Below are 16,712 nucleotides of genomic sequence, written 5' to 3'. Positions count from 1 at the left end.
AACGTAAAGTTGTGGAGTAATTCAAGATTTGGCTTTTGATTTAACCGTCGCCGCCTCGACGATTTGTCGGATGGTTTCTTCGAGAGATACCGTGATGCTCCAAGCGGGATAGTGTTTTTTCATCTTTTCAAGGTTGGAAATGTAGCAGATGTGGTCCCCGATCCGGTTATCCTCGACATATTGGTAGACCTGCTTCCGGCCGGAAAATTTCTCGGCAATCTTGAAGGCTTCCCAGATCGAGCAGGAATTGTCCCGGCCACCGCCGATGTTGTAGATCTCCGCTTCACGAGGGGCCTTTAGAAACTCCTCGATAAAGCGCGCCACATCGTGGGAATGGATATTGTCGCGAACTTGCTTTCCCTTGTAGCCAAAGACCTTGTATTCGCGCCCTTCCAAGTTGCATTTGACGAGGAAACTCAGGAAGCCATGGAGCTCGACCCCGGAGTGGTTCGGGCCGGTCAGGCATCCCCCCCGCAGACAGCACGTCGGCATGTGGAAATAGCGTCCGTATTCTTGGACCATCACGTCGGCCGCCACTTTCGAGGCACCGAAGAGGGAGTGCTTGGACTGGTCGATCGGGAAGTTCTCGTCGATACCGTCCGCGTAGGCCGGATCATCATAGTCCCAGCGGGTGTCCAGCTCCTTCAGGGCGATCGTGTTGGGCCGGTCCCCGTAGACCTTGTTGGTCGACATGTGGACGAACGGTGAGTCTGGCACTGACTGGCGGGTGGCCTCCAGCAGATTGAGCGTGCCCACCGCGTTGGTGTCAAAATCATCAAAGGGAATGGCCGCGGCTCGGTCATGGGAGGGCTGGGCGGCGGTGTGGACGATGGCATCCGGCTTGAGCTCTGTAAGCAATCGAATCACTCCATCTCGGTCCCGGATATCGAGTTCGTGGTGGTGAAAACCTTCCAGTTCTCGTTCGAGACGTTGCTGGTTCCACCGGGTATCACCCTGAGGACCGAAGAAGGTCGCGCGTTGATTGTTGTCCACGCCATGGATCTTCCACCCCACCTTTGCGAAGTGAACACACACCTCTGATCCGATTAGACCCGATGATCCTGTGACTAGAAGCTTTTTCATTAAGGAAGAAAGGATATGGTCGTTAGATTTGTGGTTCGTGGCTAAAATAAGCTAAGTTCCCTCACCGAAGACGAAGATAATGGCAAAACAGGATAAAACAGGGCGACTGTTTGCCCGTGTGGACGAAATAGCGGCAGGGCTTCGCGGCTGTCTAGCTGACGATGTCATGCATGCGGATCATCCCTCGCAGGGTCCCTTCGGAAGAGACAACAGGAAGCACATAAACTCTCTTAGACTCCATCAACTCGAGACACTGACCTAGAGGGAGCTCCGGTGCCGCAACGATGGGGTTGCTTGTCATAATGGCTTTTGCCCGAACGGAGAGATCGTCACTCTCTAGCAAATGTCGCCGAATGTCTCCGTCGGTTATTATGCCTACGGCCTTCTCATGGCTTGGCTGGTTCGGTTCCCCATTTTTCTCGACCACACAAACTGCTCCGAAAACACCTTGGCTGATGGCGATTACCACATCCCGCAAAGAGCTCTCTGGAGAAACGGTGGGAACTTCGGCATCGTGGGCAATCACATCATCGACAGAGAAGAGAAGCTTCCGACCGAGAGCTCCTCCCGGATGATAGGTGGCAAATTCCTCCGGAGTAAAGCCTCGGCTCTTCATCAAGGCGGCAGCCAATGCGTCCCCCATCACTAGCGTGTTGGTCGTGGTAGTCATGGGAGCCAAGTTGAGAGGGCAAGCTTCTCTATCGGCTCCGATGTCCAATACCGCATCCACAGAATTTGCTAGCGAGGTGGAGGTTTTCCCAAACAATCCCGCTACCTGCACTCCCAACTGTCGAAGACTTGGCATCATCGAACTCAGTTCGGCGGTGGACGCGCTGTTGCTGATCATCAACACTACATCTCCCTTTTCCACCACGCCAAGGTCCCCGTGGAGTGCCTCGGCCGCACTCAGGAAAACCGCTGGACTACCTGTGCTGGTGAAGGTAGAAGCCATTTTTTGGCCAACCAGCCCCGACTTTCCCAAGCCAGCGACCACAATCTTTCCAGTGGCCTGAAGGAGAAGCTCCACAACGGTGGAAATGCCCTCACGATTCCGCTCCAAAAGCTCTTCTAAAGCGTCCACCTCACGGTAAATCACTTCGCGTGCTGTGAGATAATGGGGAGAAACCGTCTTGGAAGTCTGCTGATTGGCTTCCTCTAAGATTTCGTGGGCACGGACCAAGTCTTGGGGTATGTCGATTCCTGAAGAAAACTCTTCAGTTACAACCGTCTGAAACTTCCAAGAAGCTGCAGAGAAGCGCAGTTGTTCAAGCTTTTCCACCTCTTCAAGATTTGTAGGCTGCTGAGAGGCATACCACCGTAGGGCCTCAGGGGTATATCCGTAGGTGCCAATGTGGCGATAAAAGGTCGTTTCCTTCATCCAATCAAGCCGTTCTCGGTCTCTCACAAAAGGTGCGGGATTACGGGAGAAATACAGCACGCGGCCATCAGGGGCCAGAACAGCCTTGACCACATTCGAGTCAAAGACATCATCCAGCTCATCAATAGGAGTGACCGCTGTCACAATGTCACAATGAGTAGTCTTGGCAGCCTCTACCAAGCGGTCGAGCAAATGGGGAGAAATGAGCGGTTCATCCGCTTGAACGTTCAAGACAAAGTCGGCCTCTAGCTGATCAAGAACCGCGTGGATGCGAAGTGTCCCGGACGCTAGCGCAGGGTCAGTGAGAAAGGCCTCACCACCAAAAGAAGCCACATGCTCGGCAACTCTTTGGGAATCAGCGGCAACCACCACCCGTTGCGCTCCCTGGACTTGCTGCGCTTGCTCCCAAGTGCGTTGCAAAACAGACTTACCCGCTAGAGGCTGCAGAAGCTTTTCCGGAAAGCGGCTGGAAGCCAGCCTTGCCGGAATCACAATCACACAGTTCATACAGAACACCTCGCGGTGACAAGGGAAAGCTACTAGGCGCTTTGAATATCTAGATCCTCTTGAGAGGAAACCAATCGCCATAGCGCAACCAATTGGTCAAGAAGGGCTCCAAGTTGCTCCAAGGGCACTTGATTCGGGCCGTCACTGACTGCTGAATTCGGATCGGGATGAGTCTCGAGAAACACCCCTCTTGCACCGGCAGCTAAGGCCGCTTTCGCCAAAGAGGGCACGAATTCTCTACGGCCAGAAGTGGTTCCCGCCCCAGCACCCGGCATTTGGACGGCGTGGGTGGCGTCCATGATGGTGGGATGACCGTTGGCGGCCATGAGCGGGAAGCTGCGCATGTCTACGACGAGATTCTGATAGCCAAAGGTGGTGCCTCGCTCGGTTTGCCAGATGCCTTTGGCGCCACTGTCTTCAAGCTTTTTGACGACAAAGGGCATTTCGTAAGGGGAAAGAAACTGGCCTTTCTTCACATTGACAATGGCGTCAGTGGCGGCTGCGGCTGTCAGGAGATCGGTCTGGCGGCAAAGGAAGGCGGGGATCTGGAGGACATCGCAGACCTCGGCGACGGTGGACGCCTGGCTGGGCGAGTGAATATCGGTCAAGCAGGGCAGACCGAACTGGTCTTTGATCTTTTGATGAATCGTAAGCCCTTCCTCCAGTCCGGGGCCACGTTCGCTGCCAAGAGAGGTGCGATTGGCCTTGTCGTAGGACCCTTTGAAATAGATTTGGATGTCCTCGGCCTTTGCTTGCAAGGTCGCGAGAACTTCAGCGACTCGGGCGGACAGTTCGTAGGACTCCAGACTACAGGGGCCGAGGATCAAAATCAGCGGAGCTGATTTTGATGAAACGAGAGACGAGGGGCGAGAAGCGAGGTCTGGCATGCGAATCGGTAGATTACTTGGAGGAGTTCCGATGTTTCTGGATCAAGGAGGCTCGGATTCTTCCAAGTGAGCGAGCTTCGTCAGCGCAGTTGAAAGCGTGGGCGCAACCGAGAAATTCCGCTTTCATGCCAATTCGGAGTTGGGTGCGGAGTGGGCTAGCGGAGTCTTTGGCGATGCTCAGGAATGAGGCAATTTCCCGACAGCGACTGCTCTCAGGACCTCGCTACTCGCCCCCCGCAAGCGCTTGCGCGATTTCCCTTCGCCCCACGGTCAGGAGCGCTCCATTGCGAAACTCAGGTTTGCCATAGCGAAGCTCTCTCAGGTCGGGCCAAGTTTGGACCGCTCCGCCAGCTGCGCTGACAATGGCTTGGGCCGCTCCGGTGTCCCATTCCATGGTGGGGATGTCACGAAGGTAGGCGTCCGCTTTGCCTTCGGCAACCAGACAAAACTTGAGCGAGCTACCTATGCTAAGACATTCCGCTTTCGGATATCGCTGGAGGAGCGCTTCGACCGCAGGTCCCGCGTGGTCTCGGCTAGCGACCAATCGCAGGGGAGACTCAGTGGTCGGCGGAGGGCACGGGGCTGTCTGAATAGGAATGGCCTCGGCATCTTTTTCCTGTTTCCAAGCACCCGTAGGGTCTGCGTAGTAGGTCGTCCCATGAACGGGGACGTGGATGACGCCTAGGATGGGACAATGATCCTCAATCAACGCGATGTTGACAGTGAAGTAGCCGGTTTTCTTGATGAATTCTTTGGTCCCATCCAACGGATCGACCATCCAGTAGCGCTCGGCTTGCGAAACATCGATGGCTTCGGGATTCTCTTCGGAGACGATGGGGATGTCAGGATACTCCGCTTTCAGGCCTTCCACAATGCACCGGTGGGAAGCGAGATCGCCCAAGGTGAGTGGAGAATCATCAGCCTTCTTATCCGCCGGAAGGTCTTGGCCGAAATGTTCGAGAATGGCTAGGCCGGCTCGATGGGAGAGAGCAAGGAGGGAGGCGAGCATGCGATTGGGATCAAGCAGAAAGCCGGGATCGTCTTTCATTTTTGGCGCAAATCGCCGCTTTCCTCGCGGGCAAGAAAGTCTTGGTAGGCGTTTTCGATGCCTGCCCGAAGGTCATAGCGAGGGCGCCAACCAAGAGAGAAAAGAAGATTGGAATCCATGAGCTTGCGGGGGGTGCCATCTGGTTTGCTGAGATCGTGGCTAATTTCGCCTCGGTATCCCACCACCTCGGCCACCAAATACGCGAGGTCTTTGATACGGATCTCCTGGCCGCTACCGAGGTTGACCAGGTCGGGCGGATTTTCCATTTTCAAGAGATGCAAGAGCCCAGCGGCGCAGTCATCGGCGTGGAGGAACTCACGAAGGGGCGTGCCCGTGCCCCACATGACCACTTCGGATTTCTCTTCCAGCTTGGCTTCATGAAAACGCCGGAGGAGCGCTGGGAGAACGTGGGAGTTGTCCGGATGATAGTTATCGCCTGGACCATAAAGATTGGTCGGCATGGCACTGTGGAAGGTCAGCCCATACTGCTTTCGATAGAATTCACAGAGTTTGAGGCCGGCGATCTTGGCGATGGCGTAGGCCTCATTGGTGGGCTCCAATTCCCCCGAGAGGAGGCAACTCTCCGGCATGGGCTGAGGTGCGAATTTGGGGTAGATGCAAGATGAGCCTAAGAAAAGGACTCGATCGATGCCAGCTTGGTAGCTGCCGTGAATGAGATTGGCTTCAAGAGCCAAGTTGTCATAGAGAAACTCTGCTGGGTAGGTCTGATTGGCGTGAATGCCCCCTACTTTGGCAGCCGCAATCACGACAGCTTCTGGCTTTTCGCCCCTAAGAAAGGCGAGAACGGCAGCTTGATCTCTTAGGTCGAGTTCGGCAGAAGTGCGGGTTAGGAGGTTGGGATAGCCCTCGGCCTCGAGTGCCCGACAAATTGCAGAGCCCACCATACCCCGATGGCCTGCCACATAGATTTTAGACGAGCTTTTCATAAAAGACTGGGCTCCACGTCGGGCCGACAACCAACCCAACATTCAAAAACTGACCGACCTTTCGGGTGAGGTCTTCGCTCTCAAGCAAACTGCGCCCCTCCGCCCTGAGCGAGCTTGAGGTCGGCTTCCACCATGATTCGGCAAAGCTCTTCGACCTTCGTCTTGGGTTCCCAGCCTAACTTTTCCTTAGCCTTGGCGGGATTGCCAATCAGGAGATCGACCTCTGCGGGGCGGAAATAACGTGGATTGATATCGACGACCACCTTGCCTGTCTTTTGGTCGGTTGCTTTCTCGTCGACGCCTTCACCCTCAAACTCGATCTCCATCTCCGCATTGGAAAAAGCCATCCGAATGAAATCGCGGACCGTGGTCGTTTCATTGGTCGCCAAGACGTAGTCGTCGGGATTTTCTTGCTGGAGAATTCGCCACATGCCTTCGGTGTATTCGGGCGCATAGCCCCAGTCGCGCTTGGCGTCGATGTTCCCCATAGAGAGTTTTTCTTGGCGCCCCAGTTTGATACGGGCGACTGCTTGGGTGATTTTGCGGGTGACAAAGGTCCCGCCACGACGCGGAGATTCGTGATTGAAAAGAATCCCATTGGAAGCGTGGAGATCGTAAGACTCCCGGTAATTGACCACAATCCAGTAAGAGTATTGTTTGGCCACGGCGTAGGGTGAGCGGGGGTAAAAAGGTGTTTTCTCCGTCTGAGGAACCTCCTGCACTTTTCCGTATAGCTCAGAGGTCGATGCTTGGTAAAACCGGGTCTTATCCTTCAGTCCGACCTCCTTGATGGCGTCGAGAAAGCGAAGAGTGCCGACTCCATCGACCTCGGCTGTGTATTCCGGCACCTCAAATGAAACTTGCACATGACTTTGCGCCCCCAGGTTGTAAATTTCATCGGGAGCAATTTTTTCGAGAAGTCGATTCAAATTCGAGGAGTCGGTCAGATCACCGTAATGCAAAAACAATCGACGATCATATACCTCAGGATCTTGAAAGAGATGTTCGATCCGGTCGGTGTTGAAGGAGGAAGCACGACGAACCATCCCGTGAACTTCGTATCCTTTTTCAAGGAGTTGTTCCGTGAGATAGGAGCCATCTTGTCCCGTAATTCCGGTAATAAGCGCTTTCTTCATAATAGGTGATTCAATAAGTCTCTCGCCCAGCGTGCTCAGCCTTTGCCAATGGAATAGACTTCAAAGCCGTGTTCCCTCATGGCAGCCAAATCAAGGATGTTGCGACCGTCAAAGACAAAGGCGGGTTTATACATGGCCTGGTGAATTTTCGCAAAGTCCAGCCGCTGGAATTCCTCCCATTCCGTCATGACAGCAACGGCATGCGCCTTTTCGGTTGCTTCATAGGCATCCTGGCAAACCACAAGATGATTCTCAAGGATCTCGCGAGGCACACCGACATGAGACAAATCTTCGATGATAGCCTCTCGGGGGACCTTCGGATCAAAAATCGCCAGATTGGCCGTCTCCATAAGAAGATCACGGACAACATAAATGGCGGCCGATTCTCGGGTATCGTTGGTGTCCTTCTTGAAAGCAAATCCCAAGACCGCAATCTTCTTGCCTGCTACCGTATTGAATAGGGTTTTAACAATTTTTTCTGTGAATCGCGATTTCTGGTAGTCATTCATGGCGATGACTTCTTCCCAGTAACGGGCGACCTGCGGGAGACCGAAGTGCTCACAGAGATAAACGAGGTTCAAAATATCTTTTTGAAAACACGAGCCCCCGAACCCGACCGAGGCTTTCAAGAATTTCGGGCCGATGCGGGAATCAAGGCCGATCGCATGAGCGACTTCATCCACATCGGCTCCCGTCGCCTCACAAAGCGCTGAGATGGCATTGATGGAGGAAATACGCTGAGCCAGAAAGGCATTGGCCACCAACTTGGAGAGCTCCGAAGACCAAAGATTTGTGGTGATGATCTTCTCTCTGGGAACCCAACTCGCATAGACATCGACTAAGGTTTGGATGGCTTTCTGCCCTGATGGGGTTCGTTCCCCACCAATCAGGATGCGGTCGGGATTGGCCAGATCCGCTACGGCCGTTCCCTCTGCCAGAAATTCGGGATTCGAGAGGACCTGGAATTCCCCGTTTTTTGAATTGGCCGAAAGAATGGTCCGAACGGCCTCGGCGGTTTTGACCGGAATGGTGCTTTTTTCGACTATGATCTTGGGACCTTCGGCGACGTCGGCGATTTCTCGCGCTGCCAATTCGATGAATCGGAGATCGGCGGCACGCCCGGCTCCCGTGCCGTAGGTTTTGGTGGGCGTGCCCACCGACACAAAGATGATGTCTGCTTCTCTGATATGAGTCCGCGTGTCGGTGCTGAAGAAGAGGCTTTTCCCGCGAGCTTCCCTCACCAAGTCATCCAGACCCGGCTCATACACGGGGAGAGTTTCTGAATTCCAGGCATCAATCCGCTGCTGATTGAGATCACAGACCGTGACCTTGGCACCTGGTGCCTTCGAGGCAATCATAGCCATGGTCGGCCCTCCAACATACCCCGCACCCAGACAACAGATCTTCATCTTTCTTTCCTACCAAACGTGGCCCAAGGCGAACCACAAAGCCTTAACCGGTCAATCAACCAAGCTCCCGCACGTGGAAGCCCCGTGGAGGAGCCTGCACTCGTCGTGAGCTAAATCGGTTTTGCCCTCTGATTGCAAGTAGAAAATCCTAAGAAAAGATCGTTCTTTTACAAGAGGCCTTGCTAGGAAGGCCGCCCGGTCTCAAGCTGACTGAGGCATGCCCGAAACCAACCCCAACCTAGGTCAGCTCGAGCCGTGGCAGCTCAAGGAGCGTGAAATGAAGCGGAAGTTTCGAATTCGCGTTTCTCTCTTGGCAGCCGGTTTGCTGCTACTTCTCGTTGCCGCCTATTTTTCAGCCAAACCAGCCTACCGCTGGCTAAAAGAGTGGAGGGCGGCGGTCAATCTGGAAAAGTCTTCCGAAGCTCTTGCAAACGAGGACTGGGGCCTTGCAAAACAACTGGCCCTAGCTTCGCTCCGTTTGCGGGGAGACGATGGGGCCCTAGAAGCCTTGCGCCATCTCCAGCAAGCCGCCGAGGGGATGGAGCGCCCTAAGGATCCTCGCTTTGCCCAAGCCTTGTTTTTCCATCCAGAGGCGACTGCGCTCGACCGGGCTGAGTCGCTTCCCATGATTCGAAAGCATGCCGCTGCCGTCTTTTTTCTGAGGGCGGTCGAGTCTCTGGATCCGCAAGAGGCGCAGTCTCCCCCGATCTTACTGGAAAAAGCGCAATACCTGAAAGATCGCGGACGCTGGGGGGAGGCGAAAGACGTGCTCCTCGACCAGCAATTGACCCTTTCTCAGGAACCGAGACTTCGCCTTCGCCTCGCCGAAATCCTCCTGACAGAAGGCGGCGCCGGAGAGGTGCGGGAAGCGCAAGGCTGGATCTCGGCCCTGCTCGCTGAGCAAGGGGAGGTGGCGATGAAGGCATTTCGTCTCCTAGGGCAAATCCCCATTCCTCTCTTGGACTTGGAGGTGCTTCCGGATCTCGAAGCTTGGATTGCCGAGAGACAAGAAGCGACGACCCTCGACCGACTCATCGCGCGGCACCAGCAGCTACGCCAGCAAGCGGTCAGGCCCGAGACGCTCCTTGCGGAAGCCATTGCCGAATTTCGAGAGGAGAGCCCAAAAGACCTCGCCACCTGGCTCGGGACGTTTGGGGAGCACTCCGAGATTCTGGAGCTGATCTCAGAGGAAGACGCTAGCCAAAGCCTCGAGCTTTTTGATCTAAGGAATCAATCGTTGGCAGCCCTCGGGCAACTGGAAGCACTCGAAGCCGCCATGCAAGAGCCACCCTCAGGAATCTCAGTGGTGAAGTTACGGAGCTTGGAGGCGGTGCTGAAGGGCACGATGAGCAACCAGGCCGCCGAAACCGCCGCTTGGGAGCAGGCTCTGCGGGAAGCGTCTTTGGATGGTTCCGAAAATCACTATCTGGAAATCGCCGCGAGAGCCAGAACCGTGGGAAACTCCCGCGTCTATTCGGAGGCCCTCATGGGGGCGCTTCGTCTAGGAATCGGCAAGATTCCTCTCTCCAATGATCTCCAACCCCTTTTCACGATCCTAGCGCAGGAAGGTCGCAGTCTTGAGCTGATGCGGGCCAATCGCCAGCTCTTGCGGTATGAGCCCACCAACCTTCAGCTTCTTAATAACTACTTCTATTTGTCAGCGCTGCACCGCGATCTGGAGTTGGAAAATTGCAAAGAAGCGCTCCAAGAATTGGTCGATCTCAAGCCTGAGATCCTCAATTTTCGCTCCTCCCTCGCCATAATTCTCTTAATGCTGGGCGAGTCCTCCGAGGCCCTCTCGCTCTTCGATGAAGTCAACGTCGATTGGACCTCCCTTCCCCCATCCGAATCAGTGGCCTACGGGGCCAGTCTTTCACTCAATGGAAAGCAAGAGAGGGCGGCGGTCTTTTTGGATGAAATGCCTTGGGAAGAGCTTTTGCCGCAGGAAACGAAAGTCATTCAAAGTCTTCTTTTGGGTGACGAGTCCAACAGTGAAAGCAGCGAGAAACCCACTTTTGTCGAGCGCATCCTCGCTTCCCAGCAGAAGCAGGAGGAGACCTTTACCTTGCGCACCTTGCAAGAGGACGGGGAAACCGAAGCCAAAGGAGATTTTGTGATGCGGGAATTCCAAAATCCGGACTTCTCCTCCCAAGAAATCGAACCCTATACCTTGCCCGGAATTCTCGAGGAGCAAGAAACAGCCGAAGGTAGCTGGCAAGCGACAGAAATCGCCAGCACCCAGACCAGCAATCTGGTCTGGATTTCCCTCCTCTCCGCGACCGCGGTCTTGATTGTTCTCTACTTCACATTGCCCATCGCAACCGCGCTCCTGGGAGGCAAAGATGCAGCCGGGCCGATGATCTATCCGGAAATCATTCACCGCTATCTTTTTGAGAGCGGGCGAGAGCTCGCCAAAAGGCCCTTCGCTCCTGATGAGATGGCACTCCTCCTTTACCATCGAAAGATCTTCTATGGCCTGCCAAGACTCCCCAAAAGTCACCTAGAACGCGAGAGAGTCGTGCAACAATCCATTGACGAGATCGGAGAAAAGGCCTCTTTCCAGCTCATCCAAGAAAACCAAAAACTCAATTCTTGAAACGCTTCCTCGTGACCGGCGTGGCCGGATTTGTTGGCAGCAAGGTCAGCGAACGACTCGTGGCTGCCGGCCATGGCGTCGTCGGTCTGGACAACTGCAACGATTACTACGACACCCGAATCAAAGACTGGCGCCTGGCCCGACTGAAGGAGGTGGCTGGCAAAGAGGAGGGTTTCGAGTTTCGCTCTCTCGATATCGAAAGCGCCCCCGCCATCGATTCCCTGCTCGAAGAGTTTTCCTTCGATGGAGTCTTCAATCTCGCCGCTCGAGCCGGCGTTCGCTACAGCATGGAGAACCCACTGGTTTACTACACCACAAACGTCTTGGGAGGGCTCCATCTCTTGGAAGCCATGCGTCGTCATGGGGTCAAAAAATATGTGCTGGCCTCGACCTCTTCTCTCTACGCCGGCCAAGCGATGCCTTTTCGCGAAGACCTGCCCGTGAATGAGCCGATCTCACCCTACGCCGCCTCGAAGAAAGCAGCGGAGGTCCAAGCCTTCACCTGGCACAAGCTTTATGGAATCGACGTGAGTGTCCTTCGGTATTTCACTGTCTATGGACCCGCTGGACGGCCCGACATGAGTCCCTTGCGATTCATCAAATGGATTGACGAAGGGACGCCCATTACACTCTATGGTGATGGCTCCCAAGCCCGCGATTTCACCCACGTCGACGATATCGCCCAAGGAACGGTGGCGGCCATGAAACCGCTCGGCTATGAGATTATCAATCTCGGGGGCGGGAACAATCCCATCACCATCCGCCAGATGATTGAAACCTTTGAGAAGCTTCTAGGGAAAAAGGCTGTCATCGATGAACAACCCTTCCACGCCGCCGACATGCGGGAAACCTGGGCCGACATTTCCAAAGCAAAGCGCCTTCTTGATTGGTCCCCCACAATCGATTTTGCAGAGGGCATGGCTCAGACCGTCCAGTGGTATCTCGAGAACAAGTCCTGGCTCAAAAACATCCAGGTCTGATACCAAGCCGCAGAATTGGCTGGTAGAATGGCCGAGTGGATTTCGGGCCAGACCAAGGCGCGACGAGGCCTCGGTGCCGGCACCGTAACCGAGGAGCAACGCAGGGCTGGCTCGAAAGACTCCGGCTCTTCCTTCCCCGCGCTTCAGCACCTCTTCCCCACGACACCTTCCCTCCATTCTTCCAGTGAATTCTGGAGCTTGGTATGAGACGGTCAGCCTCTTCTTTAAGCCTCCGCCAAGCGAAGAAGAATGGCTTTCTGGGCATGGAGCCGATTCTCCGCTTGGTCAAAAATCTCAGTAGCGTTGGCCTCCAGCGTTTCCTCATCGATTTCCTTGCCGCGATAAGCCGGCAAACAGTGTAGCACCAAAGGCACTTTCCCAGTCGCCTCGACCAGCGCACGATTGACTTGGTAGGGCGCCATTTTTTGCTCTCTAGTCTCGCCTGCGTCCTCTTGCCCCATACTGACCCAGACATCGGTATAAAGAACGTCCGCCTCCCTGACTGCGGCCTTCGGATCTGGCTCGATCGACACGGGAGAGTCGCTGGACACTCCCAAATTTTGCAAATCGGGTTGCTCGCCCAAAGGGGATGAAATCACCAATTGAAAACCTAATTTCACAGAGGCCCAGATCCAGGAGTAGGCCATGTTGTTGGCTCCATCGCCCAGATACACGATTTTCTTGCCCTCCCAACCGCCGGCGTGTTCCTGAATCGTGAGAAGATCCGCCACCACTTGGCAAGGGTGTTCTCCATCCGTCAAAGCATTGACGGTGGGAACCTTGGCGTAGTGAGCGAAATCCACGACATCCTGCTGAGCGAAGGTGCGAATGATGGCTCCATGAACCATGCGCCCTAGGACTCTGGCCGTGTCCTTGATCGGTTCGCCACGACCTAATTGCAGATCCCTGGCTGAGAGCATCATGACATCGCCTCCGAGTTCGCGGACGCCTACTTCAAAGCTGACACGCGTTCGCGTCGACGATTTATTAAAAATCATGGCCCAAGTCTGCCCCGTGAGCGGGCGGGGATGAGCGGACGTTCCTCGGAGGTCTTTTAGCTCGGCCCCCAGTTGGATCAAGTCCCGCAGCTCGTCGCCTGAGACGTCTTTCAGTGCTAAAAAGTGTTTCATTCTACCAGAGTGTCTAAAGTCTTTCTCAGGATGGTCAGTCCCTCTTCGATTTGGGAAGCCGAGACGTTCAAGGGTGGCAACAATCGCAGCACCCCGCCAGCCGCCATCACGGTCAGAAGCCCATCCGCAAGAAGTCGTTCCACTAAGGCCACCATGACCGGTTTTCCAGATCGCTTGCTCTCCGAGAGGTAGCCGAGAGCCTTCTCATCAAACTGAATGCCAAGCAAAAGCCCGCGCCCTCTGACTTCCTGGATGGCTGGGTGGTTCCAGGACTCAATCTGACTTCGGCTCTGGTGTCCCAGCGAGCGAGCATTCTCGATGAGATTTTGGTCGAGAATCTCTCTCAGGACCGCACGGGAGACCGCCGACATGAGAGGTGAGCCACCGTAGGTCGTCCCATGGCTGCCTGCGCCCAAAAGAGCGGGTAGGTCCGTCGTCCGATCGCTCTGGTTTCGGATCCAAAAAGCTCCGATGGGCAGCCCCCCGCCCATGCCCTTGGCCCAACTGACAGCGTCGGGCTGAAAGGTCTCCCATTCCGACTGCGGCAAAATCGCTTCCCAGGCATTGCGCTCCCCGCAGCGACCAAAGCCCGCCTGCACCTCGTCCGCTAGCAAGAGCAGGTCTTGCTCTTGGCAGAGTTTCTGAATGGCTTGCAGAAAGGCGGGGGTGGCGACGTGGATGCCCCCCTCCCCCTGCACGCACTCCAACAAAATGGCGACCGTCTCGGGGCCGACCGCTTGCTGCAAGGCGCCGACATCATTGAAAGGCAGATGCCGAAACCCTGGCAAGAGCGGCCCGAAACCCTGCTTGACCTTTTCCTGCGCCGTGGCCGAAATGCCCGCCAGGGTCCGTCCGTGAAAGGAGCCCTCGAAAGTGAGAATTTCGTAGCGAGGGCCGTTGGGAGAGGGCCGGGCCTGCCCGTAGCGACGAGCCAATTTGTAGAGCCCTTCATTGGCCTCCGCTCCGCTATTGCAGAAGAAGGTCCGACCAGGCGCCTGCAAAAACTCTTCGCTGATGAGCGCCGCCAACTCGGCTTGCTTTCGGATGTGGAAGAGATTGGAGCAGTGAATCAACTGGGCGCTTTGCTCCGCCAAAGTCTTCTGAATCACCTCCGGACAATGGCCGAGGGAGCAAGTCGCGATTCCCATGGCAAAGTCCAGGTAGCGCTTCCCGTCCTCGTCCCAAACCTCCGTTCCCCGACCAAGCTCCAACGCCACCGGAAGCCGCCCATAGGTGGGCACGATCCATTGGTCGGTCAGGGCGGTAGTTTGCATGTTCATAAGGTGGGGCTGAGCCCAAAAGAGGCCGTCTTGGCGGAGCGATGGCAAACCGAATCAGCGGACAATCTCGGTCCCGATGCCAAGGTCGGTGAAAACTTCCAAAAGGAGGGCGTGTTTGATGCGACCATCGATCAAGTGGACTTTTTTTACGCCGGCATCGAGGGCTTGGGAGGCCGAGCGAACTTTCGGAATCATCCCTCCTTGGATAACTTTCTTTTCGATAAGACCCTCGATCTCACCTTGGGCAATGCTGGGAATGAGGGACTCTTCCTGGGACGCGTTGCGCAAGACTCCTCGCACATCACTGAGATAGATCAGCTTGGTCACTCTCATCTCACAAGCGAGGGCACTGGCGGCCAAGTCCGCATTCACATTGAGAGTCGCCCCCGTCTCGGGCTCATTGCCTAAGGGAGTGACCACGGGGACCTGCTCGCCTTGGACCACGGCATCGACCAATCCCGGATCGACCTCCTCCACTTGCCCCACAAAGCCCAACGAGACCACCTGGCCGTCGGCTCCCTGGGCCGACATGCGGGAGGCTTGGAAAACCGATTTGCCAGGCACCCCGGTGGCCCGGCCCCCGAGGCCTCGGAGCATCTCGACCAGGGCGGGGTTGATGACGCGCCCGAGCGTTTCTTCGACCACCCGGACCGCCTCTCGATCCGTCACTCGGAGTCCAGAGACCCATTGGGGCTCGAGATTTTTCCGTTCCATGGCTTGGGAAATGGCCTTTCCGCCGCCGTGCACGATGACTGGATTGATGCCAACGGCTTCCAGAAAGACGACGTCCCGCAAAAGGCTGCGAAGCAGTTCCTCATCCTCCATGGCGCTCCCACCGACCTTGATCAGGAAGGTCAATCCGCGGAATTGCTGCATGTAAGGCAGTGCCTCCAGCAGGACTTCCGTTTTGGCTGTTCCTGGATCAGTCATCGCAAAATTCTCCCGAAAAGGGGAATCGTCAGTCTGGCGGAGCGTCAGGAATTATCAAGTTCCTGTTTTCTCGCCCAACCCCTCTGGGAGCGAGTCCGCGCTCACTTTTTCAATCGCCGCCAAGCCGCGTATTCCGAGCGATTGTATTCCACATACTCAGGCGAAAGATCCGAACAAAAGAGAACATACTCGGCATTGCCCAAGCCGAGATCGATTGTGACGGAGAAACGATTCTTCTTCACGACATTGCGCAACTGCGTCACCCCGGTGTCCGCCATCATCCCGGAGCGGGCTGCCGCCAAGCCATCGAAGTAGATATCGATCATCTCTTCCCGTATTCGGGCTTTGGCATAGCCCACTGCGTGCATGATCCGACCCCAGTTGGGATCCTCCCCATTCCAAGAGGACTGGACCAACTTGGAATTGCCAACTGCCTCCGCGACTTTCTTGGCGTCGGTCAAAGTAGAGGCTCCTTTGACGTGCAGTTCCACGAACTTGGTGACTTTCTCACCGTCTTTGACAAGCGCCTTGGCCGTCTTCACCAAAAGCTGCTCCAGCGCCTCCCGAAAGAGCCGGGCATCGGCCGAACCGGCCTTGATCGGCTTGTTCCCAGCGGCTCCGTTGGCCATGAGCTGCACCGTGTCATTGGTGCTCATATCGCCATCCACCGAGATGCGATTGAACGATTGCTCCACGGCGTAATGAAGCGACCTCTGGAGTTCTCCCGGCTGGATGGCGGCGTCGGTTGTGACGAAACAGAGCATGGTGGCCATGTTCGGGGAGATCATCCCAGCCCCTTTGGCCACCGCCCCTATTCGGATGGTTCCTCCACTCAGCTCGAGAGAAAGAGCGCGTGATTTCGGCCGGGTATCGCTAGTCAGAATGGCCTCCGCCACCTGAAGACCATGCTCATGGGTGCTACCCAACTGCGAAACCAAATCAGGCAGTTTGGGCATCATGAGGTCCATTGGCAGAGGCAGGCCGATGATGCCGGTGGAAGAAATCAGGACCTGACGCTGACGCAAGTCGAGCAGCCTAGCCGTCTCCCGGCAGAGCCGTCTCGCATCCTGAATTCCCCGCGGCCCCGTGCAGGCGTTGGCATTGCCGCTGTTCATCAGGAAGGCCCGCACCTCTTTGGCGCGGAGGTGGGTCTGTGACACTCGAATGGGGGCCGCCTTGACTTTATTTAGAGTGAAAAGTGCGGAGGAAGCGGCCGGAAGCTCGGAGTAGATCAGAGCCAAGTCTGAACGGAGGACTTCGGGGGTTTTGATTCCACAGCCCACGGCGGCCGCTTTGAATCCTTTGGGCGAAGTCACGCCGCCGCCTTTGATCTTCTTCGTCACCAATTCCATGGAAGCCACCGTTCTCCTGAGCGCCGCAGTCTACCGGGTCGCCCCCTCC

At 55.8% G+C, this 16,712-nt stretch carries 13 protein-coding genes; 2 read left to right on the top strand and 11 right to left on the bottom strand.

Going from position 1 to position 16,712, the window contains the following annotated elements:
• Positions 1-21: 21 nt before the first annotated feature.
• The 7 genes from AAF555_02450 to AAF555_02420 all read right to left on the bottom strand — a co-directional run bounded on the left by AAF555_02450 (position 22) and on the right by AAF555_02420 (position 8,395).
• Positions 22-1,083 carry an NAD-dependent epimerase/dehydratase family protein gene (locus AAF555_02450; GenBank protein MEM6910418.1) on the bottom strand — a complete coding sequence of 354 codons (1,062 nt, stop codon included), beginning with the start codon at positions 1,081-1,083 and terminating at the stop codon, positions 22-24.
• Between the two features lie 151 nt (positions 1,084-1,234).
• A complete protein-coding gene (kdsB, locus tag AAF555_02445) occupies positions 1,235-2,968 on the bottom strand; it encodes a 3-deoxy-manno-octulosonate cytidylyltransferase (GenBank protein MEM6910417.1) in 1,734 nt (577 codons plus the stop codon).
• A 32-nt stretch (positions 2,969-3,000) separates the two neighbouring features.
• On the bottom strand, positions 3,001-3,855 hold the full coding sequence (gene kdsA, locus AAF555_02440; protein ID MEM6910416.1) for a 3-deoxy-8-phosphooctulonate synthase: 855 nt from the start codon (positions 3,853-3,855) through the stop codon (positions 3,001-3,003).
• Positions 3,856-4,078: 223 nt separating this feature from the next.
• Entirely contained in the window at positions 4,079-4,903 is an 825-nt protein-coding gene (cysQ, locus tag AAF555_02435) for a 3'(2'),5'-bisphosphate nucleotidase CysQ (GenBank protein MEM6910415.1), read from the bottom strand.
• Complete coding sequence (locus AAF555_02430) at positions 4,900-5,850, bottom strand: GDP-L-fucose synthase (GenBank protein ID MEM6910414.1); 951 nt, start codon at positions 5,848-5,850, stop codon at positions 4,900-4,902. The genes cysQ and AAF555_02430 overlap by 4 nt, the downstream gene beginning before the upstream one ends.
• An 80-nt stretch (positions 5,851-5,930) precedes the next feature.
• The gene (gmd, locus tag AAF555_02425) at positions 5,931-6,986 is read right to left on the bottom strand and encodes a GDP-mannose 4,6-dehydratase (GenBank protein MEM6910413.1); all 1,056 of its coding nucleotides are present in this window, start codon (positions 6,984-6,986) and stop codon (positions 5,931-5,933) included.
• A gap of 35 nt (positions 6,987-7,021) precedes the next feature.
• On the bottom strand, positions 7,022-8,395 hold the full coding sequence (locus AAF555_02420) for a UDP-glucose 6-dehydrogenase (GenBank protein ID MEM6910412.1): 1,374 nt from the start codon (positions 8,393-8,395) through the stop codon (positions 7,022-7,024).
• A gap of 217 nt (positions 8,396-8,612) precedes the next feature.
• Between AAF555_02420 and AAF555_02415 the strand changes: the two genes are divergently transcribed.
• Positions 8,613-10,991, top strand: a complete 2,379-nt coding sequence (locus tag AAF555_02415) for a hypothetical protein (GenBank protein ID MEM6910411.1) — start codon at positions 8,613-8,615, stop codon at positions 10,989-10,991.
• Positions 10,988-11,971 (top strand): GDP-mannose 4,6-dehydratase, encoded by a 984-nt coding sequence (locus AAF555_02410; GenBank protein ID MEM6910410.1) that lies wholly within the window; start codon positions 10,988-10,990, stop codon positions 11,969-11,971. Before AAF555_02415 ends, AAF555_02410 begins: the two co-directional genes overlap by 4 nt.
• Positions 11,972-12,195: 224 nt before the next feature.
• On the opposite strand, the gene argF is transcribed toward AAF555_02410, so the two are convergent.
• The 4 genes from argF to argJ all read right to left on the bottom strand — a co-directional run bounded on the left by argF (position 12,196) and on the right by argJ (position 16,663).
• Positions 12,196-13,101 (bottom strand): ornithine carbamoyltransferase, encoded by a 906-nt coding sequence (gene argF, locus AAF555_02405; protein ID MEM6910409.1) that lies wholly within the window; start codon positions 13,099-13,101, stop codon positions 12,196-12,198.
• Positions 13,098-14,375, bottom strand: coding sequence for an acetylornithine transaminase (locus tag AAF555_02400; protein MEM6910408.1), 1,278 nt, complete (start codon positions 14,373-14,375; stop codon positions 13,098-13,100). The genes argF and AAF555_02400 overlap by 4 nt, the downstream gene beginning before the upstream one ends.
• 60 nt (positions 14,376-14,435) lie before the next feature.
• The gene (gene argB, locus AAF555_02395; protein ID MEM6910407.1) at positions 14,436-15,311 is read right to left on the bottom strand and encodes an acetylglutamate kinase; all 876 of its coding nucleotides are present in this window, start codon (positions 15,309-15,311) and stop codon (positions 14,436-14,438) included.
• 101 nt (positions 15,312-15,412) lie between these two features.
• Positions 15,413-16,663, bottom strand: a complete 1,251-nt coding sequence (gene argJ / locus AAF555_02390) for a bifunctional glutamate N-acetyltransferase/amino-acid acetyltransferase ArgJ (protein ID MEM6910406.1) — start codon at positions 16,661-16,663, stop codon at positions 15,413-15,415.
• Positions 16,664-16,712: the final 49 nt, after the last annotated feature.

It is taken from the genome of Verrucomicrobiota bacterium (assembly GCA_039027815.1).
Classification (GTDB): Bacteria; Verrucomicrobiota; Verrucomicrobiia; order Verrucomicrobiales; family JBCCJK01; genus JBCCJK01.
Note: the sequence above shows the minus strand (reverse complement) of the source record. Positions and strands in the feature narration are given on the sequence as shown.

Coding starts and splice junctions, on each gene's coding strand:
- cysQ (MEM6910415.1), bottom strand. CDS start 4,903: ATGAAAGACGATCCCGGCTTTCTGCTTGATCCCAATCGCATGCTCGCC.
- kdsA (MEM6910416.1), bottom strand. CDS start 3,855: ATGCCAGACCTCGCTTCTCGCCCCTCGTCTCTCGTTTCATCAAAATCA.
- AAF555_02450 (MEM6910418.1), bottom strand. CDS start 1,083: ATGAAAAAGCTTCTAGTCACAGGATCATCGGGTCTAATCGGATCAGAG.
- AAF555_02420 (MEM6910412.1), bottom strand. CDS start 8,395: ATGAAGATCTGTTGTCTGGGTGCGGGGTATGTTGGAGGGCCGACCATG.
- argF (MEM6910409.1), bottom strand. CDS start 13,101: ATGAAACACTTTTTAGCACTGAAAGACGTCTCAGGCGACGAGCTGCGG.
- AAF555_02430 (MEM6910414.1), bottom strand. CDS start 5,850: ATGAAAAGCTCGTCTAAAATCTATGTGGCAGGCCATCGGGGTATGGTG.
- AAF555_02415 (MEM6910411.1), top strand. CDS start 8,613: ATGCCCGAAACCAACCCCAACCTAGGTCAGCTCGAGCCGTGGCAGCTC.
- gmd (MEM6910413.1), bottom strand. CDS start 6,986: ATGAAGAAAGCGCTTATTACCGGAATTACGGGACAAGATGGCTCCTAT.
- argB (MEM6910407.1), bottom strand. CDS start 15,311: ATGACTGATCCAGGAACAGCCAAAACGGAAGTCCTGCTGGAGGCACTG.
- argJ (MEM6910406.1), bottom strand. CDS start 16,663: ATGGAATTGGTGACGAAGAAGATCAAAGGCGGCGGCGTGACTTCGCCC.
- AAF555_02400 (MEM6910408.1), bottom strand. CDS start 14,375: ATGCAAACTACCGCCCTGACCGACCAATGGATCGTGCCCACCTATGGG.
- kdsB (MEM6910417.1), bottom strand. CDS start 2,968: ATGAACTGTGTGATTGTGATTCCGGCAAGGCTGGCTTCCAGCCGCTTT.